General features: G+C 73.4%; 5 protein-coding genes. All 5 read right to left on the reverse strand.

Translation table 11 applies throughout. The annotated features are described in order from the left end of the window. Nucleotides 1-46: 46 nt before the first annotated feature. Genes fabG through K7G59_RS02645 form a run of 5 tightly spaced genes read right to left on the reverse strand, consistent with a single transcriptional unit; the run spans nucleotide 47 to nucleotide 21,866 of the window. A complete protein-coding gene (gene fabG / locus K7G59_RS02625; protein WP_225830131.1) occupies nucleotides 47-793 on the reverse strand; it encodes a 3-oxoacyl-ACP reductase FabG in 747 nt (248 codons plus the stop codon). Continuing rightward, nucleotides 790-6,519, reverse strand: coding sequence for a type I polyketide synthase (locus tag K7G59_RS34910; protein ID WP_225830132.1), 5,730 nt, complete (start codon nucleotides 6,517-6,519; stop codon nucleotides 790-792). Before K7G59_RS34910 ends, fabG begins: the two co-directional genes overlap by 4 nt. Nucleotides 6,520-6,523: 4 nt before the next feature. Next, nucleotides 6,524-9,859: a non-ribosomal peptide synthetase gene (locus K7G59_RS02635; protein WP_225830133.1), complete on the reverse strand. Its 3,336-nt coding sequence runs from the start codon at nucleotides 9,857-9,859 to the stop codon at nucleotides 6,524-6,526. Beyond that, nucleotides 9,856-13,188, reverse strand: coding sequence for a type I polyketide synthase (locus K7G59_RS02640; RefSeq protein WP_225830134.1), 3,333 nt, complete (start codon nucleotides 13,186-13,188; stop codon nucleotides 9,856-9,858). The genes K7G59_RS02635 and K7G59_RS02640 overlap by 4 nt, the downstream gene beginning before the upstream one ends. After that, nucleotides 13,188-21,866, reverse strand: a complete 8,679-nt coding sequence (locus tag K7G59_RS02645) for a type I polyketide synthase (RefSeq protein WP_225830135.1) — start codon at nucleotides 21,864-21,866, stop codon at nucleotides 13,188-13,190. Before K7G59_RS02645 ends, K7G59_RS02640 begins: the two co-directional genes overlap by 1 nt. Between the last annotated feature and the right edge of the window lie 615 nt (nucleotides 21,867-22,481).

Here is a 22,481-nt window from a genome sequence, read left to right on the forward strand (position 1 = left end):
GGCCGCGGTGGGGCGGCGGGTGGTCGAAGAACCCCGGACGGGGCGGTCAGCCGGCCATGCCGCCGTCGATCCGGAAGGTGCTGCCGGTGATGTAGCCGGCGCGGTCGGACACCAGGAAGGAGACGAGGTCGGCGACCTCCTCCGGGCGGCCGAACCGGCCGAGCGCGATACGCCGGGCGAAGTCGTCCTGCAGGTCCTTCGGAAGGCTGAGCACCGGATCGGTGGTGATGAAGCCGGGCGCCACCACGTTCGCTCGGATCCCGTACCTGCCCACCTCGCGCGCCAGCGAGGTGGTGAAGCCGATGATCCCGGCCTTGGATGCGGCGTAGTTGGTCTGTCCGGCGTTGCCGTGGATACCGGCGACCGAGGACAGGGTGACGATCGCGCCACGGCGGCGTCGGACCATGCCTTCGATGACGGAGCGGCAGACGTGGTAGACACCGTCGAGGTTGGTGCGCAGCACGTCGTGCCAGTCCTCGTCCTCCATCGCGATCAGCGGGTTGTCCCGCAGCACCGCGGCCGAGGCGACCACCACGTCGAGCGGGCCGAGCGTGTCCTCGGCCTCCTCGACGAACGAGTCCACGGCGGCCGGGTCGCTGACGTCGGCGCGGCGGACGCAGGTGCGGCGGCCGAGCCCGGCGATCTCCTTGTCCAGCTCCCGGGCGGCGTCCTCGGAGGACGCGTAGCACATCGCGATGTCGAAGCCGTCCTGCGCCAGCCGCAGGGCGATCGCCCGGCCGATGCCCCGGGTGCCGCCGGAGACCAGCGCCACCGGGGCCTGCGTTCGGTTCATGACTGCTCTCCCTCGGCGGCCAGCAGGGCGCGCAGCTGGGCTTCCACTTCCTCGTCCGACAGGTCGGACAGCTCGGACAGGTCGGACGGGCCGGACAGGTCGTCGGCGGAGTCCGGGTCCGGGCCCTGCTCGTCGCGGGCGAGGACCTCGATGACGTCCTCGGGATCCTGTGCGCGCGGTCCGGCGGTCAGCAGGGTGACGGTGTGCGCGACGGTGGGGTTGTCGAAGAAGGCCCGCAGCTCCAGTTCGACGCCGAGCAGGCTCTTGATCCGGGTGCCGATCTGGACCGCGGCCAGCGAGTGGCCACCCAGGGCGAAGAAGTCGTCGTCGACGCCGACCCGTTCCAGGCCGAGGATGTCGCACCAGATGCCGGCGACGGCCTGTTCCCGCTCGGTGCGCGGCGCGACGAAGGGGGTGGCCAGGTCGGGGCGCGGGTGGACGCCGCCGGGTGCGGCGAACTGCTCCATCTCCCGGGCCAGCAGCTCGGGCGTCAGCGAGCGGGCCAGGTCGCGCAGTTCGGCCATGTCGCGGTGGCAGACCAGCAGGTGACCGGGCAGGTCCGAGGCGGCCAGGATGCGGGCGAAGGCGTCCTGGCCCTGCTCCTCGCTGATGCCCTCGCCGAGGGCGCTCAGCACTCCGCCGGCGGCGTCGGGGGTGCCGGAACCGGTCTCGGCGGGCGGCGCGGCAGAGCGGGCGATCTGGTCGCGCAGGCCTTCGAGGTCGTTGATCCGCTTGATCGTGAAGTCCGTGATCTCGACGAGCACCCGGCCCTCGGGGTCGAGGACCTCCAGGTCGCAGGTCATGGTCTCGCCCGTGGCGTCGGTGGACTCCTTCAGCCGTGCGAGGCAGTGGATGGTGGGGGTCAGGCCGTGGTGGACGCGCAGGCTTCGGTAGCTGAACGGCAGGTAGTACGTGTCGGTGGCGTAGACCCGGGCGGTTCCGCCGACGGCGTCCAGCAGCGCGGGGTGCAGCAGGTAGTCGTCGAGGTCGGCTGCGTGCTCGGGACCGAGTCCGAGGGTGGCGAACAGCCGGTTCGGTCCGACCTCGATCCGGTGCATGCAGTCCCAGCGGGGGCCGAAGGAGAACTCGATCGGTCCGCCGCGCTGGAACCGGTCCAGCCGCAGGCCCTCCTGGATCGTCTCCGGGGTGTCCAGGACGTGGGTGACGCCGCAGTCGGCGGCGAGCGCGGTCAGGTCCCGGACGGTGTCGGGACCGCTGTCGTGGAAGGCCAGGGAGCCGAGGGCGTGGTCGGTCCAGGCCGCCGCCCCCGGGGCGCCGGTGCGGCTGCGCACCGCGAACCGCCACTGGCCGTCGCGTTCCTCGACGGTGGTGAAGACCTCACGGGTCTGCCCGTCGGGGACCACGACCGGGGTGAGGTACTGCACGTCGCCGATCTCGATGGTGCGGCCGGCGGCCTGTTCGGCGACGGCGGCCCGCACCAGTTCCAGGTAGGCGGTGCCGGGCACGAGTCCGTGGCCCATGATGCGGTGGTCGCCCACGATCCAGTGGTCTTCGGTGCTGAGCGTGGTGGCGTAGGTGCGCGAGCCGGGGCCGGTGTGCACCAGGCGCTGCAGCAGCGGGTGCCCGGTCGGGGTGCCGGTGGAGCCGGCGCCGAACCGGTCGGTCAGCCCGGCCGCCATGCCGACCTCGCGCCAGGTGTCCCAGCCCACGGCCGTGACGGCGGTGCCGCTCACCTGCCGCTTCCACTGGGCGAACGCGTCCAGGAAGGCGTTGGCCGCGGCGTAGTCGCTCTGGCCGGGGCCGCCCAGCAGAGCGGTGACGGAGGAGCACAGCAGCAGGAAGTCCAGCCGGTCCTCGCGGCAGACCCGGTCCAGTACGAGGGTGCCGCGGGTCTTGGCGGCGAGCACGTCGTCGGCCTCGGCGCGGGACTTGGTGAGGATCATGCCCTGAGAGGGCCGGCCGGCGGCGTGGACGACGCCGTGCAGGGCGCCTGCCAGGTCGCGTACCCGCTGGGCGGCCCGGGCGGTCTGCTCCTCGTCGGTGACGTCGGCCTGCAGGACGAGGACGCGGGCGCCGCGTTCGGCCAGGTGCCGCAGCCGGCGGATGCGGACGCTGACCGGGTCCTGCCGGTCGTGGCCGGCGAGCCAGTCGTCCCAGGTGTCCTCGGCGGGGAACGGCGAGCGGCCGAGCAGGCCGAGCACCGGCCGGTCCACGGTACGCGCGATGTGTTCGGCCATCGCCAGTCCGATGCCGCCCAGGCCGCCGGTGATCAGGTAGCCGCCGCCGTCGCGCAGGCCGGTGCGGTCGGCACCGTCCAGCGTCACGGCGTCGAAGTCGCGGCGCCACCAGTGCCGGCCGCGCAGCGCGAGTTCGGGTTCGTCCGAGGACGAGGTCAGCGCGGTGTGCAGGGCCTCGACCAGGCCGTCGTGCGGGGCGTGGGGGTCGGCGCCGGTGATGTCCAGGGCGCGGCAGGCGGTGCCGGGGGTCTCCTGCGGGATCACCGTGCAGGCACCCAGCACGGTGGCGTTCTCCGGCTGCAGCGGTTCGTCCCCGGTGACGGCGAACACGCCGCGGCACAGGACGTCGAGGGTCACCCGGCCCTCGGGGCGGGTGTCGGCGAGGGCCTGGGCGAGAGCGAGCAGGCTGTCGAAGCCGAGCCGCCGTGCGTCCTCCAGCCGCTCTTCGGTCGGCGGGCCGTCGTGCGGTGCGATCGCGGCGCTCCACAGGTGCACCAGGTGGATCCGCCGCTCCTGCCCGGCCTCCTGTACGGCCGGGGAGCGCAGGACCGCGGCGAGGTGCTCGCGGTCGGCCGGGTCGGCGGTCCACCCGCCGTCGGTGTCCTCGCCGGGCGTGTCGCCGGCGGTGACCCGGACGACGTGCTCGCCCGCGGCTGTCAGCCGGGCGGCCAGTGCGCGCCCGAGGGGCAGTTCGGCACCGAGCAGCACCCAGACGGCCGAGGGGGCGGCGGCGTCCGGCTGCGGTGTGAACGGCAGGCGTTTCCAGCCGGGGCTGGAGAACCAGTCGGCCGGGGAGGCCGCCGCGGGTGCCTTCGCGCGGTCCGTGGTCCGGCGGTCGGGCTCCACCCAGAAGCGGCGCCGCTGGAAGGCGTAGCCGGGCAGTCGCACCGGGTGGTGGTGCTCGCCGGCGTGGAAGGCCGCCCAGTCCACCGCGGCCCCCGCACTCCACATGGCGCCCAGGCCGGCCAGCAGCAGCCTGCTCTCGCCGGTGCGGTCGCCGGGGTGCGGCAGCGACCCGGCGACGGTCCGGCCGGATGTCCAGGAGCGGTGGGCGCGGACGAAGTTGGCGAGGGTCTGTCCGGGGCCGACCTCCAGGGGCACCAGGGCCGGGTCGGCGAACAGGACGTCGAGGGCGTCGCGGAACCGGACCGGCTCGCGCAGCTGGGCGCCCCAGTACTCGGGGCTGGTGGCCTGCTCGTCGGTGATCCAGGTGCCGGTGACGTTGGACAGGAACGGGATCTCGGGGGCTCGCAGGGTGGCCTTGCGTACCTCGTCGACGAAGGGCTCGACGGCGCCGGCCATGTCGGGAGAGTGGAAGGCGTGCGAGGTGTGCAGCCGGCGACAGGCGACGGAGGCGGCCTGCAGCCGTGCCTCCAGACCGTCGATCGCCTGCTCGCTGCCGGAGACCACGGTCAGGGCGGTGGAGTTGACGGCCGCGACCGACAGTCCCTCCTCCAGCCACCCGGCGGTCTCCGCCTCGGGCAGGAAGACGGTGAGCATGGCGCCCTCCGGCATCTCCTGCACCAGACGGCCGCGGGCGGCGACCAGGCGTGCCGCGTCCGGCAGGGAGAACACCCCGGCCACGGTGGCGGCGACGAACTCGCCGATGCTGTGCCCCGCCATGGCCTGCGGGGCCACGCCCCAGGAGGACCACAGCCGGGCGAGGGCGTACTCGACGCTGAAGAGCGCCGCCTGGGCGAACTCGGTGCGGGTGAGCCGGGCAGTGGCCTCGGCGTCGCCGTCGGGGGCGAAGACCAGGTCGCGCAGGTCGTGGCCCAGGTGCTCGGCGAACAGCTCGGCGCACCGGTCGAACTCCACGGCGAACACCGTCTCGTGGGCGTACAGTTCGCGGCCCATGCCGACGTACTGGGCGCCCTGGCCGGGGAACAGGAAGGCGACCGGGGCCCGCTCGGCGCAGGCCTGCGCGGGGGCGGCCTGGGCGAGGTCGCGCAGCGCCGTCACGGCGTCCTCGACGCCCCGGCAGACCACGGTGGCGCGGTGGTCGAAGGCATGCCGGCGGCAGGCCAGGGTGTAGGCGGCGGCGTCGAGGTCGGTGTCCGGGTGGCGCTGGAGGTGCTCGGCCAGGCTCCGCGCGTTGTCGGCCAGCGCCTGGGGGGTCTTCCCCGACAGCGTCAGCAGCCGCAGCGCACGGCCAGGTTCCGGGACGTCCGTGGTGGGGGCCGGTGCCTCTTCCAGCAGGACGTGCACGTTGGTGCCGCCGATGCCGAAGGAGCTGACTCCGGCCCGGCGCGGTTCGTCCGTGCGGGGCCACGGGCGCAGTTCGGTGTTGACGTAGAACGGGCTGGTGTCCAGGGCGAGGTCGGGGTTCGGCCGGTCGCAGTGCAGGGTCGGCGGGATGGCCTGGTGCTTGAGGGCGAGGGCGGCCTTGATCAGGCCGGTGACGCCGGCCGCGGCGTCCAGGTGGCCGACGTTGCTCTTCACCGAGCCGATCGCGCAGTAGCCCTGGTCGTCGGTGCCGTCCCGGAAGGCCCGGGTGAGGGCGGCGATCTCGATGGGGTCGCCGAGCGGGGTGCCCGTGCCGTGGGTCTCGACGTAGCCGACGGTGGCCGGGTCGATGTCGGCCAGGGCCAGCGCCTCGGCGATGACCTCGGTCTGGCCGTCGACGCTGGGCGCGGTGTAACCGGCCTTCAGCGAGCCGTCGTTGTTGACGGCGGTGGCCAGGATGACGGCGTCGATGCTGTCGCTGCCGTCTCGGGCGTCGGCGAGGCGGCGCAGCACCACCACGCCGACGCCGTTGCCGGCGACGGTTCCGGACGCGTCGGCGTCGAAGGCGCGGCAGTGCCCGTCGGGCGACAGGATGCCGCCGGGCTCGTGCACGTAGCCGCTGCGCAGCGGCGCGGAGACCGACACGCCGCCGGCCAGGGCGATGTCGCACTCGCCGTTGAGCAGGCTCTGGCAGGCCAGGTGCACGGCGGTCAGCGAGGTGGAGCAGGCGGTCTGGACGGTGACGCTGGGACCCTTGAGGTCGAGCTTGTACGAGGTCCGGGTGGCCAGGAAGTCCTTGTCGCCGCTGAGCAGGACCTGGTACATGCCGGCCTTGTCCAGGACCGGCTGGTTGTTCATCAGGTTGAACAGCAGGTACGAGTTGAATCCGGCCCCGGCGAAGACACCGATGCGGCCGTCGAAGCGGTGGGGGTCGACGCCGGCCGACTCCAGGGCCTGCCAGGCGCATTCGAGGAAGACCCGGTGCTGCGGGTCCATGATCTCCGCCTCGCGGGGGCTGTAGCCGAAGAAGCCCTCGTCGAACAGGTCGGCGTCCTGCAGGACCCCCTTGGCCTTGACGTAGTCGTCGCGCTCCAGCAGCGTCGGGTCCACGCCGTCGGCGACGAGTTCGCCGTCGGTGAAGGTGGTGATGCCCTCCCGGCCCTGTTCGAGGTGGGACCAGAACGTCTCGATGTCGGGGGAGCCGGGGAAGCGGCCGGCCATGCCGATGACGGCTATGCGGTCGAGGTCCCGGTCCCCGCCCCGCTCCTGCTCTGGTTCCTGGTCGATGCCTGGCTCTGACACGTGCTCACCTGTCCTCGCGGGAAAGAGCCCGACGTTCGGCCGCCTGCTGCCGCCGGTTTCGGGACTGACGACGGTTCTCGGCGCGCTCGCGGGCGCCGCTGGGGGATCCGGCCTCCGTGGCCTGGGTCCTGCCGAGGTACTCGGCCAGCGATCCGATCGTGGGGTGCTGGAAGAGCTCGACCATGGTCAGCTCGTGGCCGAGGGAGGCGGCGAGGACGGTCCGGAACTCGGCCATGAGCAGCGAGTGCCCGCCGAGGTCGAAGAAGTTGTCGCGGGTGCCCACCCGTTCCACGCCGAGCAGGTCGCGCCAGATCTCGGCGAGGGCGTGCTCCGTCCTGTCGCGCGGCGCGACGAACCGGGTCTCGAGGTCGGCGCGGGCGGTCTGGGGCGCCGGCAGGGCCTTGCGGTCGGTCTTGCCGCTGGGGGTCAGCGGAAGGCGCTCCAGGACGGTGAAGGTGGCCGGCACCATGTAGTCGGGCAGCCGCCGCCGCAGATGGGCGGCGAGGTCACCGGCCGACGGCGCGGTGCCGGCGGCACAGGTGACGTACGCCGCGAGCCGGACGTCGCCGGGCGCGTGCTCGTGGGCGACCACCACGGCCTCCCGGACCGCCTCGTGCGTGATGAGCACGGCTTCGATCTCACCGAGTTCGATGCGCAGTCCGCGCAGCTTGATCTGGTGGTCGAGGCGGCCGAGGAACTCCAGGGCGCCGTCGGGACGGTGGCGTACCAGGTCGCCGGTGCGGTAGAGGCGCCCGCCTGGCACGAAGGGGTCGTCGATGAACCGCTCGGCGGTCAGGTCGGGGCGGTTCAGGTAGCCGCGGGCCAGTCCCCGCCCGCCGATGTGGAGTTCGCCGGGCACGCCGACGGGCACGGGGCGCAGCCGCTGGTCGAGCACGTACAGCCGGGTGTTGGCGATGGGGCGGCCGATGGGGACGGGCCGCCGGTCGGCGTCGTCGTGGCGGCAGTGCCAGGAGGTGACGTCGATGGCGGCCTCGGTGGGGCCGTAGAGGTTGTGCAGCTCGGCCCGGGAGCGGGCCAGGAACCGGTCGTGCAGGTCGCGGGTGAGTTCCTCACCGCTGCAGATGACCCGTCTGAGGCTGGTGCACTTCTCCACCTGTTCGGTCAGGAAGACCTGCAGCATGGAGGGGACGAAGTGCAGGGTGGTGACGGCCTCGTCCTGGATGGTACGGGCCAGGTAGCCGCTGTCGCGGTGGCCGCCGGGGCGGGCGACGACGAGGGTGGCGCCGGCCATCAGCGGCCAGAAGAACTCCCACACCGAGACGTCGAAGGAGAACGGGGTCTTCTGCAGCACCCGGTCGGAGGCGTCCAGTCGGTAGGCGTCCTGCATCCACAGCAGCCGGTTGCGCAGGGCCGCGTGGACGTTCATCACACCCTTGGGGCGGCCGGTCGAACCGGAGGTGAAGATGACGTAGGCCAGGTCCTCGCCGTCCACGGTGACGCCGGGGTCGTCGTCGGCTTCCGCGGCGAGTTCGGCGGCGAGGTCGTCGACGTCGAGCACCGGGCAGTCGAGCGGGGGCAGCCGGTCGGCCGCCGGGCCGTGGGTGAGGACCACCGGCGGCCGGGCGTCCTCGGCGATGGCCGCCAGGCGCGCGGCCGGCAGGTCGAGGTCGAGCGGCGTGTACGCGCCGCCGGCCTTGAGGACCGCCAGCAGGCTCACGACCAGGTCGAGGGAGCGTTCCATGGCCACGCCGACGACGACGTTCGGGCCGACGCCGTGGCGGCGCAGCCGGTGCGCGAGCCGGTTGGCGCGGCGGTTGAGCGCGTCGTAGGTCAGGGACCGGCCGGCGTGGCGGACCGCTTCGGCGTCCGGGTGACGGCGCACCCGTTCCTCGATGCGCTGGTGCACCAGGCCGGCCGCGCCCCAGTCCTGCTCCGTGGCGTTCCAGTCGGTGAGGACCAGCTGCCGTTCGGCGTCGTCCAGCAGCTCGAAGTCGTCCACCAGGGTGTCCGGGCGGGCGGCGGCCTGTTCGGCCAGCCGGCCGAAGCGGGCGGCCAGGCGGACGACGGTGGCATCGTCGAACAGGTCCCGGTCGTACTCGAACCAGCCGGTGAGCGCGCCACCGCTGTCGAACGCCTGCAGTTCCAGGTCGAAGCGGGCGCCTTCGCTGCGGACCGGCAGCCGGCTCAGGTGGGCTCCGCCCAGCGCCCGGGGCGGCACGGGCTCGCGGCCGTAGCTGAAGCTGATCTGGGCGAGCGGGGGGCGGCTGAGGTCGCGGGCCGGCTTCAGGTCGGCCACCACGAGTTCGAAGGGCACCTCCTGGTGGGCGTACGCGCCCATGCAGGCGTCCCGGACCCGTTCCAGGACGGTGGTGAACGACGGGTTGCCGCTCAGGTCCGTCCTGATCGCCATGGTGTTGACGAAGTAGCCGATCAGCGGCTCGATCTCGGCGCGGTCCCGCTGTGCGATGGGCACGCCGACGACGACGTCGTCCTGTCCGCTGTGGCGGTGCAGCAGGATCTGCAGCACGGCGAGCAGCGCCATGTACGGGGTCGCACCGTGCCGGCCGGCTAGCGTGCTCAGGGCGCGCATCAGCGGCTCGGGCAGCTCGACGGGAACGGAGCGGCCGTTGAAGCCCTGTACGGCCGGGCGGGGCCGGTCGGTGGGCAGGTCGAGTGCCGAGGGGGCGCCCTGGAGGCGCTGTCGCCAGTACGCCAGGTCCTCGTCCCAGGCGCCTGCTGCCAGTTGCTGGTGCTGCCAGTCGGAGAAGTCGCCGTACTGGATCTCCAGTTCGGGCAGCGGCGAGGGCCGGCCGGCGGCGAACGCCTCGTACAGCTCGGACAGTTCGGACAGGAACACCGCGGTGGACCAGCGGTCGGAGACCAGGTGGTGCATGGCGGTCACGAGCACCGACTCGTCGGCGCCGGTGCGCAGCAGCCGCACCCGCAGCAGCGGGCCGGTGGCGATGTCGAGCGGCTCGGCCAGTGCCTCGTCGATCCACCGCTGGCGGTCGGCGTCGGAGAGGCTCTCGTCGCGCAGATCGATCTCGGGGACGTCCACGGTCATCTCGTGGTGCACGACCTGGACCGGCACGCCGTCCTCGACGCGGAAGGTGGTGCGCAGCGCCTCGTGGCGCCGCACGATCTCGGCGACGGCGGCGCGCAGCACGGCGGCGTCCAGCGGGCCGAGGACACGGGCGGCGCCGGGCACGATGTAGCCGGGGTTGTTCGGCCGGAGCTGCTCCAGGAACCAGGTTCCGCGTTGCAGGACGGACAGGGGGAAGATGTCCTCGGCCGCGCTCCGCTCGGCCATCAGCTCGTCGAACCGGGCCCGTTGCTCCGGGGACAGGGCGGCCAGCCGCGCCTCGAGGTCGTCGGTCACGGCTGGTCCTCTCTGCTCGCGGCAGGCGGTTCCTCGCCGGCCGCGGGATCGCTCAGCTGCGCCAGCACATCGGCGGCGACGCTGTCGTCGGTGCGCCTCCGGCGGCGGATCGGCGCGGATCGCGCGTCGGTGGTTCCCCGGGCAGGCGTGCTGTCCTGGGCTGGTGCCGCGTCGTCGCCGGTGGCGAGCTGGGCGATGACGCGTTCCCCGACGGAGCGGATGGTGGCGCCGCCGAGGAAGTCGGTGACCTGCAGGGTGACCTGCAGCCGGCTCTGGATGTCGTTGCGCAGTTCCACGGCCATCAGCGAGTCCAGGCCGAGGCCGGTCAGCGGCTCGTCCAGACCGACCGAGGAGGACACCGAGCCGAGCACGCCCCTGACCCCGATCACGAACTGGTCGGTGAGCGTGGCGAGCCGCTGCTCCTCGGGCAGGCTGAGCAGCTCCTCGGCCGTGGGGATCGGGCTCTGCCGGCGCCTGCCGCGGCGCCGGGCCGGGGCCGCGGTCTCCTGGCGCGGCGCTGCGGGTGCGGCCTCGTCCTCGCCGTCGGCGGCGGGGGGCGCGTCGGCGGAGGCGGGCTCGGTGCCGTGCCACGGCCGGGGCGGCTGCCAGCACTCGGTGGGGTCGAACGGGTAGGTGGGCAGCGCCGCCCTGGTACGCGTGTAGTCCTGGTCGAAGCCGGCCCAGTCGATGGTGGCGCCACGCGCGTACAGGGCCGCGACGGTCGGCAGCAGGACCTCCCAGTCGTCGTTCTTCGGACGCAGGCTGGGCAGCAGCAGGTCGTCGTGGTCGGGCGGCAGGGCGTCGCTGACCAGGCCGAGCAGCGTGGGGGCGGGACCGACCTCCAGGAAGGTGCGGTATCCCATGTCGTGCAGGGTCCGCACGCCGTCGGCGAACCGCACGGTCTCCCGGACGTGCCGGCACCAGTAGTCGGCCTCCGGCGCCCGGTCCCACGGCCACAGGTCGCCGGTCACGTTGGAGACCAGCGGGATGGCCGGGGCGGTGAAGGCGATCTTCCGCGCGGCGGCGCGCAGCGGGTCGCGGACCGGGTCCATGAGCGGTGAGTGGCCCGCGGAGGCGATGTGCAGCGGCTTGGCGGTGACACCGCGGGCGGCGAACTCGGCGCAGACCTCCTCGACCAGCTCCCGCTCCCCGGAGATGGTGGTGTTGGCGGGGCCGTTGACGGCGGCGATGGAGATCCGGTCGAGGTCGTCGGCGATCCGGGCGGCCACCTCGGCCTCGGGGGCGAACACCGCGGCCATGGTGCCGGGCTTGGAGAACTCCTGGATGATGCGGGCCCGTTCCACGGTGAACGCCAGGCCGTCCTCCAGCGACATGGCGCCCGCGACGCAGGCGGCCACGCACTCGCCGAAGCTGTGGCCGAGGACGGCGGCCGGCTCCAGGCCCCAGGACCGCCACAGCTGCGCCATGGCGTACTCCACGGCGAAGGTGGCCGGCTGGGCGTAGGCGGTGTCGTTGATCCGGCGGTCGGCGGGGTCGGCCGGGAACAGCACGGACAGCAGCGGCTGTTCCAGCAGCGGCTGGAGGATCTCCGCGCAGGTGTCGACGGCCCGGCGGAACGTCGGCTGTGTCTGGTAGAGGCGGGCCGTCATGCCCGGACGCTGGGCGCCCTGGCCGGTGAAGAGGAAGACGATCTCGGTGTTCTCGGCCTCGTCGTGGGCGAGGCCGGGGTCGCTCTCGCCGCGCAGGAACGTGTCCAGCCGGTCGGCGATCTCCTTGCGGGTGGTGCCGACGACCGCGAGCCGGTGCCGGAAGTGCGAGCGGCCGGTGCCGGCGCTGTGGCACAGGTCGGCCAGGGAGGCGTCGTCCTCGGCGGTGAGCCGGTCCCGGTAGCGGCGTGCGAGGTTCTCCAGGGCGGTCTCGCTCCTGGCCGACAGCGGCAGGATCGAGGCGGGGCGGCGCTCGTCGGGGGTGGCCCCAGGGGCCGGCGGGGCCTGCTCGAGGATCAGGTGGGCGTTGGTGCCGCTGAGTCCGAAGCTGCTCACGGCCGCGAAGCGCGGTCCGTCCGACTCGGGCCAGGGGGTGACCCGGGTCGGCACCTCGAAGGTGGTGCCCTCGAAGGAGATGTTCGAGTTCAGCCGGGTGAAGTGCAGGTTGGGCGGGATCTCGCCGTGCGCCAGGCACAGCGCGGCCTTGATCAGTCCGGCGGCGCCGGCCGCGGCCTCCAGATGGCCGAGATTGGTCTTGACGGCACCGAGGTAGACGGGGTGGCCCTCGGGGCGCCCGTAGACGTCGGCGAGCGACTCGGCCTCGATCGGGTCGCCGAGCCGGGTGCCGGTGCCGTGCGTCTCGATGAGGCCGACCTGGTGCGCCTCGACGCCGCTGGCGGCGAGCGCGGTCCGGTACACCTCGCGCTGGGCGGCTCCGTTGGGGGCGGTGATGCCGGAGCTGCGGCCGTCCTGGTTGACCGCGCCGCCGCGGACCAGGGCCAGGACGCGGTCGCCGTCGCGCAGCGCGTCGGAGAGCCGCTTGAGGACGACGACACCGCACCCCTCGCCGCGCACATAGCCGTCCGCGCTGTCGGAGAAGGTCATCGCGCGCCCCTGCCGGGACACCGAGCCGAACGCCGACTGGGACAGCAGCAGCACCGGGGACATGACCACGTTGACGCCGCCGGCCAGCGCCATGTCCGACTCCCCGGTGCGCAGGCTCTGGCACGCCTGGTGCACCGCGACGAGGGAGGACGAACAGGCGGTGTCGATCGTGATGTTGGGTCCGCGCAGGTCGAGCAGGTAGGCGATGCGTCCGGGCACGAAACTGAGGGCGGCGCCCGAACTGGTGTAGGCGCTGACGTCCTCGGCCCGGCGGATCTGCGCGGTGACGTAGTCCGAGGTGGCCACGCCCATGAACACGCCGGTGCGGCTGCCGGCCAGACCGGAGGGGGCCTGCCCGGCGTTCTCCAGCGCCTCCCAGGCCACTTCCAGGGTGAGGCGCTGGTGGGGGTCCATGGCCAGCGCCTCACGCCGGGAGATGCCGAAGAAGTCGTGGTCGAACTGGTCGATGCGGTCCAGGAATCCGCCGGAACGGGTGTTGATCGTGCCCGGCTTGCCGCGCTCCTCGTCGAAGAAGGCGTCGTTGTCCCACCGGTCCGCCGGGATGTCCCGGATGGCGTCGACGCCGCTGGTGAGCAGCCGCCAGTAGGTGTCGGTGTCGGTCACGCCGCCGGGGAAGCGGCAGCCGACGCCCACGATGGCGATCGGTTCGCTCCTGGCCCGCTCGTACTCCTCGACCTGGCGCTGCAGCCGCTCCATGGTCAGATAGGCGCGCCTGAGCGTGTCGGCCGACACGCCCTGCTGTCCCGGTCCCGTCATCACTGACCCCCTTCGTCGAGCTGCTTCGTCTTGGCCAGCAGCAGGGCTTCGAGTTCTGCCGCCGACATCGCGTCCAGGTCCGGCGGCCCGTCGTTCTCGGCGGATGTCGGCATGACGGACCGGGCGGCGGGTACGGGCACCCGCTCCCGCGGCGGCTCGGGCGCCGCGGCCTGGGTGGCCTCCAGCTCGATCTCCATGCGTTCGGCCAGGAAGGGCACGAGCCTGTCGATGGTCGGGAAGCGCCAGGTGACGGTGGACGGCAGCGTCACACCGAGCGAGGACTCGAGGCCCGTCCGCAGTTCCAGCGAGAGCAGTGAGTCGAAGCCCATCGCGGGGAACGGCGCGCTGGTGTCGATCGCGGCCGGTTCGCTGCCCACGACACGGGCCGCCACGGCCCGGCAGTGGTCGAGCAGTACCGCCCTGCGGCGGCGGCCGGGTTGGACCGCGAGCATCCTGCTTCGCACCTCGTCCGCTCCCTGGGGGCCCGCCTCGGCCTCGGCCGGCCGGCCGGCCAGGGTGCGCAGCAGGCCCCCGCCGACGTGGCCGTTCAGCTTGTCGCGGTCCAACGGCAGAACACAGACCTGGGTCGCGGAGCCGCGCAGCAGCAGGTCCAGGGTGGCGATGCCCTGTTCGGGGCTGATGCTCTCGACACCGCGGGCGGACAGGGCGCCGCCACGGTCGGGCCGGGCCGCCAGGCCGATCCGGGACCACGGGCCCCAGTCGATGCTGAGCGCGGGCAGGCCACGGGACCTGCGGTGGTGGGCGAGGGTGTCGACGAAGGCGCTCGCGGCGGCGTAGTTGCCCTGACCGGGGGAGCCGAGCACCGCGGCGGCCGAGGAGTACAGGACGAAGAAGTCCAGGTCGCGTCCGGCGGTGGCGCAGTGCAGATGCCAGGCGGCGACCGCCTTCGGGCCGGCGACGGCGCGGAACCGGTCCGGGTCGAGTCCGGTCAGCAATCCGTCGTCCAGGATGCCGGCGGCGTGCACGACACCGGCGAGCGGCGGCATCGTGGCGTCGATCCGGGCCAGTATCCCGTCGACGGCGTCGCGCTGGGCCAGGTCGGCGCGGACGGTGCTGACCTCCGCCGTGGCACGCAGCTCGGCCAGGGCCCCTTCGGCCTCGGGCGAGGGGGCGCTGCGGCCGGCCAGCACCAGGTGCCGGGCACCCTGCGCGGTCAGGTAGCGGGCCGTCTCCAGGCCGAGGGCGCCGAGGCCACCGGTGATCAGGTAGGTGGCGTCCGGCCGGACGGGGGCCTGCTGCGGGCCCGTGGTGATCAGTTCGTGTGCGTCGGGGCGCAGTACGAGCTTGCCGGTGTGCTGGGCCCTGGCCATCGTGGTGAAGACGGTGGCGGCTTCGGCGTACGGGCGGACGGTCACCGGCAGCGCGGTGAACTCCCCGCGTTCGAAGCCCTCGTTGACGTCGCGGAAGATGTCGCTGATCAGGTCTTCCTGCTCGCGGATGCTGCGTTCGAGGTCGACGGCGAAGAAGGCCCGGTTGTCCTTGAAGAAGCCCAGGCCGATGTGGCTGTTGTCGTGGATGTCCCGCTTGCCGATCTCCACGAACCGGCCGCCGGGTGCCAGCAGCCGCATGCTGCGGACGAGGGCCTCCCCGGTGGTCGAGTTGAGCACCACGTCGACGCCGCGTCCGTCGGTGGCCCGCATCACCTCGTCGGCGAAGTCCAGGGAGCGGGAGTCCATCACATGCTCGACACCGAGCTTGCGCAGCAGGTCCCGCTTCTCCTCGGTGCCGGCGGTGGCGAAGACCTGGGCTCCGTTGCGCCGGGCGACCTGCAGGGCGGCCTGGCCGACACCGCCGGTGGCGGAGTGGATGAGCACCTTTTCGCCCTTGCGGAGGCGGGCGAGGTGTTCCAGCGCGTGGACGGCGGTGAGGAACGCGATGGGCACCGCGGCGGCCTGTTCGAAGGCCAGGCCCTCCGGCAGCGGAGCGACGAGGCCGCCGTCGACGGTGGTGAAGGCCGCCAGGCTGTTCCCGCCGACCGCCATCACCGGGTCACCGACCCGGTGATGGGTGACGCCCTCGCCCACGGCGCTGATCCGGCCCGCGCACTCGGCGCCCAGCGGCACGATCCCCTCGGCGCCCGGGTAGGCGTTCATCGCCTTGAGGACGTCGCTGAAGTTGACGCCGGCCGCGGTCACCTCGATCTCCACCTGGCCGGGGCCGGGCGGAGTCCGGTGCCACGCGGTGGAACGAAGGCTCGACAGCACGCCCGGACGCGCCGCCAGGAGGCGGTGGTTGCCGTCGCGGGCGGGGTCGAAGGGCCACTGCCGTGCCGGCCGGCCGTCGGTGCCGCCGTCCGTCCAGGGCCGCAGTGCCGGGGTGCGGCGCACTCCGTCGCGCAGGGCGACTTGGTCGTCGTCGCCGGGAAGCAGCATCTCGTCCACGATCCGGCCGGCCTCGTCCTGAGGGCGGGCCGGGTCGAGGTCGACGATCACCGGGCGCAGTTCACCGTGCTCCAGCCCGATGACCCGGGCCAGGCCCCACAGCGGTGACTGGGCGACGGCGGGCCGGTCGTGGTCGCCGGCCTGCTGGGCGCCCCGGGTGAGCAGCACCAGGCGGGGTGCCGGCTCCGGCTGGGCCGAGGCCAGTGCCTGGACCAGCCGCAGGACGGGGAGGCAGGCGGCGTCCTGTGCGGCGAGGAGCTGTTCGGGGGTGGCGTCCTCGCTGAGGTCGAGGTCCAGGGCTCGGGCGTCGGCGATGCCGTCGATGCCGCCCTCGGGGGTGCCGGGCGCGTACAGGTCGGACAGCAGGGCGGCGAGGTCGTCCGGGCTGCCGGGGTCGATCTCGTAGCGGCCGGGTCCGGTCGCGCGGTAGCCGGGCCCGGCGGTGACGGTCACACAGGTGCCGCCGCGGGAGGTCAGCGCGGCCTCCAGGCCGGCGCCGACGCCGCCGCGGTCCGCGAACAGCAGCCACCGGCCGGGCCGGCCCCCGGTGGCGGGCTCGGCCGGGGCCTCGTGCCAGCTGATCCGGTACAGGTCCCTGGCCGCCGGGTCACCGGCGTCCGTGCGGTTCACCCGGCGCAGGGCGACCCCGGTGAGTTCACCGACGACAGCGCCGGACTCGTCGTACAGCACGACCGTGGCGTCGGCGATCTCGTCGGCGTCCGGCTGCGACGCGGCCACCGAGGCGTGGGCCCACCGGGGGGCGGCACGGTCGGTGAAGAGGGTGAAGCCACCCACCCGTACCGGCAGGTACGTACGGTCCGGGGACGGCTGGTCTGCACCGCCGAGCGCCGCGCCCAGTGCCTGCAGGGCGCTGTCCAGGACGGCCGGGTGGACGAGGTGGGCGCCGCGGGCGTCGGTGAGTTCCGCCTGGTCGCGCAGCCGGGCGAGGGCCTCGCCGGATCCGCGCCACAGTTCCCCGACTCCCTGGAACGCCGGTCCGTACATCAGTCCGGAGCGGTGCATCGCGGCGTAGTGGTCGCCGGCCTCGACTGCGTCGGTGCAGCGGGCGCGCAGCACGTCCAGCGGTTCGGCGGCGGGCTGTGCGGCGGTGCGCCGGTAGGAGCCGTGGGCGGCCTGGGCCCAGTCCTCGTCCTCGCCGCCGCGGGTGAACAGGCGCAGCGATCCGGTCTCGGCGGTCTCCGGAAGGAGGACCAGTTGCACGGTGTCGTCGGCGCACCGGTCCGGTACCGCGGTCAGCCGGGTCAGGTGGAGGTCGGTCACGGCGGCGGCCGGGCCGAGCCGGGTGCGGGCCGCGGCGAGCGCGGCGTCCAGCACCATGCTCGCCGGGAGGACCGCGGTGCCGGACACCTGGTGGTCCTTGAGGTAGCCGAAGCCGTCCAGGTCCACCGGTGCGGACCAGTGGTCGGCGTGCGGTGCGACCGCGGAGCGCACGAAGGAGCGCAGCACGGGGTGGCCGTCCCACACGGTACGGCGGACGGCGGTGTCCTCCTCGAACCAGCACCGGGTGCGCTGCCACGGGTAGGTGGGCAGGGCGGGCAGCGCACCGGACGGGGCGTACACGCGGGTCCAGTCGACCTGGAACCCGGCGCTGTAGAGCCGGCCGAGCCCGGTCAGTGCGGCGGCCCGCCCCGGCTCGTCACGGCGCAGCGAGGACACCACGACCGTGTCGTCGTAGGCGGACAGCCGGTCGTTCATGGCGTCGGTGAGCATCGGGTGCGGCGAGAGTTCGACGAACACGTCGTGCCCGGACTCGGCGAGCGCGGTGACGGCGCGGTCGAACAGCACCGGCCGGGTGAGGTTGGCGGCCCAGTACTCGGCGTCGAGAGAATCGCCGGTGACCGGCTCCCCGGTGACCGTGGAGAGCATCGGGACCGCCGCGGCGCGCGGCGTCACGCCCGACAGCAGCCGCCACAGCTCACCGGCGACGGGTTCCATCAGGGGGCAGTGGGAGGCGAACTCGACGGACTCCAGGAGCCGGCAGTAGACACCCTCGGCCTCCAGGGTGCGGGCCAGTTCCGTCAGGGCGGCGGCCTCGCCGGACAGGACGGTGGAGCCGGGGCTGTTGCCCGCGGCCACCCACACCGGGCCCGGCCGGCGCTCGGCGAGCAGCCGTTCCGTCTCCTCCAGCGACAGGCCGACCACCGCCATGCGGCCCTTGCCGGCGGCCTGGTGCAGGACGGTGCCGCGGTGCAGCGCGACGAGGAGGGCGTCCTCCAGGGACAGCGCGCCCGAGACGTGGGCCGCGGCGATCTCGCCGACGCTGTGCCCGACCACGGCGGCCGGTTCCACGCCCCAGGACCGCCACAGCGCGGCCAGCGCGACCTGGACGGCGACGAGCGCGGGCTGGCCGACCGCTGTGTCCAGCAGCCGGGACCGGTCGGGGTCGGCGGTGAGCTGGTCCAGCAGTGACCAGTCGGTGTGCCGGCGCAGCAGTGCGTCGGCACGGTCGATGACGGCCCGGAACACGGGTTCGCCGGCGATCAGGTCCGCGGCCACCGGCCACCAGCGGGGGCCCTGACCGGAGAAGACGAACACCGGGCGGTGGCGTCGGCCGACGCGCCTGACACCGGAGGTGAGACCGGGGGCCTGCTCGCCGCGGCCGAACGCGGCCAGCGCGGTGCGCAGTTCCTCCAGGGTGGTGCCGGCGCAGGCCAGCCGGTGCTCGTGGTGGGTGCGGCGCAGCGCGGCTGCCGAGGCGAGGGCACCCGGGGTGAGGTCGGGTCCGGCTGCGCCCAGGAGGGACTCGTAGCGGGCGGCCAGCTCGCGCAGCGCCTGCTCGTCGCGTGCCGATACGGGTAGCAGCACCGCACCGTCGGGCGCGGGCCGGGCGGCGGGGACGGGCGGCGGCGCCTGGAGTACCAGGTGGGCGTTGGTGCCGCCGAAGCCGAACGAGCTGACGCCCGCCAGGGCGGGGCCGTCGTCGTCGGGCCACGGCTGGAGGGTGTCCGCAACCTGCAGCGGCAGTTCGTCGAAGGGGATGTGCGGGTTGGGCTCCCGGTAGTGCACGGTCGCCGGCACGGCGCGGTGGTGCAGGACCAGGGCCGTCTTGATCAGCCCGCCGATGCCGGCCGCCGACTCCATGTGGCCGACGTTGGACTTCACCGAGCCGATGAGGCACGGCCGGTGCGGGTCGCGTCCCTCGCCGAGCACGGCGCCGAGCGCCTTGGCCTCGATCGGGTCGCCGAGGATGGTGCCGGTGCCGTGCGCCTCGACGTAGCGCACGTCCGCCGGACGGACCCCGGCGCGGGCGTAGGCGGCACGCAGGACCGCTTCCTGGGCCTGCGGGTTGGGGGCCATGAGGCCGTTGCTGGCGCCGTCGGAGTTGACCGCGCCGCCGCGGATCACGGCGTACACCCGGTCGCCGTCCGCCAGCGCCCGGCTGAGCGGCTTGAGCACGACGACCCCGGCGCCCTCGGAGCGGACGTATCCGTCGGCACTGGCGTCGAAGGGCTTGCACCGGCCGTCGCCGGACATCACGCCCGCCTTGCTGAAGTTGATGGCCAGCGCCGGGGACAGCACCAGGTTCACGCCGCCGGCCAGCGCCAGGTCGCAGTCGCCGCGGTCCAGGCTCGCGGCGGCCTGGAGGACCGTGACCAGGGAGGAGGAGCACGCGGTGTCGACGGCCATGCTGGGGCCGTGCAGGTCCAGCAGGTACGACAGGCGGTTCGCGGCGATGCTGAGCGCGCTGCCGGTGCCGGTGTAGGCGTCGATGGCGTCCAGGTCACGCAGTTGGCGTGCGGCGTAGTCGAAGGCGGAGATGCCGATGAAGACGCCGGTCGACGAGCCGGCCAGCCGGTCGGCGGGCAGTCCCGCGTCCTCCAGTGCCTCGAAGGCGACTTCGGCGAGCAGCCGCTGTTGCGGGTCCATGCGCGCGGCCTCCTGCCGCGCGATGCCGAAGAAGCCCCGGTCGAACTGGGCGACGCCCTTCAGGAAGCCGCCCCAGCGGCTGTTGGTCCGGCCGGGGACCTTGGGGTCCTCGGCGGTGAAGTCCTCGATCTTCCAGCGTTCGGCGGGCACTTCGGTGACCGCGTCGAATCCCTCGCACAGCAGCCGCCAGAAGCTCTCCGGGCTGTCGGCGCCGCCGGGGAAGCGGCAGCCGATGCCGACGACGGCCACGGGCTCGGCCGCGCCCCGGCCGGGTCCGGCGGGTGCCGGCTGGACGGACACGGTGGTGTCGGCGGTGCCGGTGGTCGCCGCGGCGCCGGGGGCCACGGTGGTGACGGCGGCGCCGATGGGCACGGCGTCGGTGGCCGGCTCGCCCGCCAGGTGCCGGGCGAGCTTCTCCACGGTGGGGTGCGCCCACGCCACGGTGGCGTCCACCGGGCGGCCGAGGCGGCGTTCGAGGTCACCGGCGAGCGTGACCATGTGCACCGACTGCAGGCCGTACGCGGCGAACGGCAGGGCGGGGTCGACGGCTTCGGGCCGGCTGCCGGTCGCCTCGGCCAGGGCCTCCCTCAGCCACCCCTCGATGTCGGCGGCGGTCGCCGCGACGGACGGCTCCGGGGCGGCTTCGCCCGTGGTGTGTTCGCCCGCGGCGGGAGCGGCGGGCACGGCGCCGTCCCGGTCGTGCCGCCAGAGGGCCACCGCGTTCAGGCTGTCGTTCATGAAGCTGTCCAGGCAGGCGGCGCGCTGGAGTTTGCCGCTGGAGGTCTTGGGCACGGTGCCGGTCCGTACGAGGGCGACCGCGAAGGCCTGCAGGCCGTGTTCCTGGGCGATTTCCGCCCGGATCGCGCCGATGATCCGCCGGTGTTCCGCGGGTTCCTTGCTGCCGCGGTACTCCTGGATGACGATCAGGCGTTCCTCGCCGTCGATCTCGCGGGAGCCCGCCACTCCGCAGCCCTGCCGCAGGCCGCGGTCCACCGTCTCCACGGTGCGTTCGATGTCCTGCGGGTAGTGGTTGCGGCCCGCGATGATGACGACGTCCTTGCGGCGGCCGGTGACATACAGCTCCGGGCCGTCGGCGAAGCCGAGGTCGCCGGTGCGCAGGAAGGGGCCCTCACCGGTGTCGGCCAGGCGGGCCTGGAAGATCTCCTCGGTCTCCGGGATGCGGCGCCAGTACCCGTGGGCGACGCTCGGCCCGGCCACCCAGATCTCGCCGACCCGGCCGTCGGGCAGGGCGGTCCGGGTCTGCGGGTCGACGATCACCACCCGCTGTTCGGGCAGGGTGGTGCCGCAGCTCAGCAGCGTCCGGGACGGTTCGCCGGGTGCCGCGTCCTCGGTCGTGCCCGCCTCCAGGGCGTCCGGCGTCAGGTGGCGCCAGACCGGGTCACGGTCGGGGTGGCCGGTGGAGACCATCAGGGTGCCCTCGGCCAGCCCGTAGGAGGGCGCGTGCGCGGTGGCCCGGAACCCGCACTCGGCGAAGGTGGCGCTGAAACGCTCCAGGGTCTCCAGCCGCACCGGTTCCGCGCCGTTCGCCGCTATCCGCCACCGGCTCAGGTCCAGGGTCTCGCGCTCCTGCGGGGTCACCTTGGCCACCGCGAGGTCGTAGGCGAAGTTGGGGGCGGCGCAGGCGGTCGCCCCGGTGTCGGATATCGCCTTCAGCCAGCGGTAGGGCCGCTTGAGGAAGGAGTACGGCGCCATGAACGTGACGGGGAACCCCGCGTAGGCCGGGGTGAGCAGGCTGAAGATCAGCCCCATGTCGTGGAAGGGCGGCAGCCAGCTCACCACGTGCTGGGCGGGGTCGTGGAAGAAGAACTTGCCCAGCATGGAGTCGATGTTGTGCAGCAGGTTGCCGTGACTGACCATCACGCCCTTGGGGCGGCTGGTGGAACCGGACGTGTACTGCAGGAAGGCGATGTCGTCCCGGCCGACCCCGGGGTGGCGCCACCCGTCGGCGGCTGCGGTGTCCAGGTCGTCCACGGCGAGCCAGGCGATGTCACGCAGCGCCGGTGCGTGTTCGTAGAAGGAGTCGGCCAGGGCGACCGTGGCCGCCGGGGCCAGGATCACCGCCGCCTCGGCGTCCTCGATGACGCCGACCAGCCGCGGCAGGGTCCGCTTGAGGAATGCCGGGTCCGGCGGATAGGCGGGTACGGCGATGATGCCGGCGTACAGGCAGGCGAAAAAGGCCACCATGTAGTCCAGCCCGGGCGGGCAGATGATCAGCGCCCGCTCCCCCGCGGGGAACCGCTCCCTGAGCACGGCGGCGACGGTGCGCGCCCGCAGGTCGACCTCGGCGTTGGTCAGGCACTGCGGCTCGCCCTCACCGTTCACGAGGAATCGGAAGGTCCGGTCCTGTGGCTGCTCACCGAATGCCACCCGGAAATGATCAACAAGCGATTCGGAATCGCGCCCCGGCATCAGACCGTCCTCTCACACTGGGCACCTACGAGAAAGCCCTCGCGGAAGTCGCGGGAAGCAGCGGGGACATCCGGCTCCGGAAAGTCCCCGCGCGTTCCTTCGGGCGGCGTCTGCTCGGGCCCGGCCGACTGCCGGGACACCTTTTTTTCATCACCTGGACAGAAAGTGGACAGCAGTCCGTAACGAGTGGTTGAACGAATTCAAAATCGCCGGGGCGGTGTCATCGCCTCAAGATCCACCCCGTTCGGCAAGTCAGCATCCACGAGCGCGCGCACCTCGTCAAGAAACGAACGATTGACCTATGTTCAACCGCTGCGGAGAACTCGCACTCCGGGAGCGGTGCATTGCCGAGCGGCGCTCCGCCGAGACGCGCGGTAGCGCGGCGCGATGGCGGGGTAGCACTGTGAGCAGCGCACAGCCGTCCACCGGCGCGCGAAATGTCCAATAACTTCAGGGAAGTTCGGAACGCCCGAGCCCCACGCCGGCGCCGAAGCCGAAGCACGGGTGTTCAACTGACTGTTTTGGACACTTGAACACCGGCGCGCGTGGGCGCAGGTAGGCACACTGGACTCG

It is taken from the genome of Streptomyces sp. NK08204 (genome assembly GCF_020400585.1).
In the GTDB taxonomy this organism is placed as follows: Bacteria; Actinomycetota; Actinomycetes; order Streptomycetales; family Streptomycetaceae; genus Streptomyces.

Excerpts from the sequence above, each read along its gene's own strand:
- fabG (WP_225830131.1), bottom strand. The coding sequence starts at position 793 with ATGAACCGAACGCAGGCCCCGGTGGCGCTGGTCTCCGGCGGCACCCGG.
- K7G59_RS02640 (WP_225830134.1), bottom strand. The coding sequence starts at position 13,188 with ATGACGGGACCGGGACAGCAGGGCGTGTCGGCCGACACGCTCAGGCGC.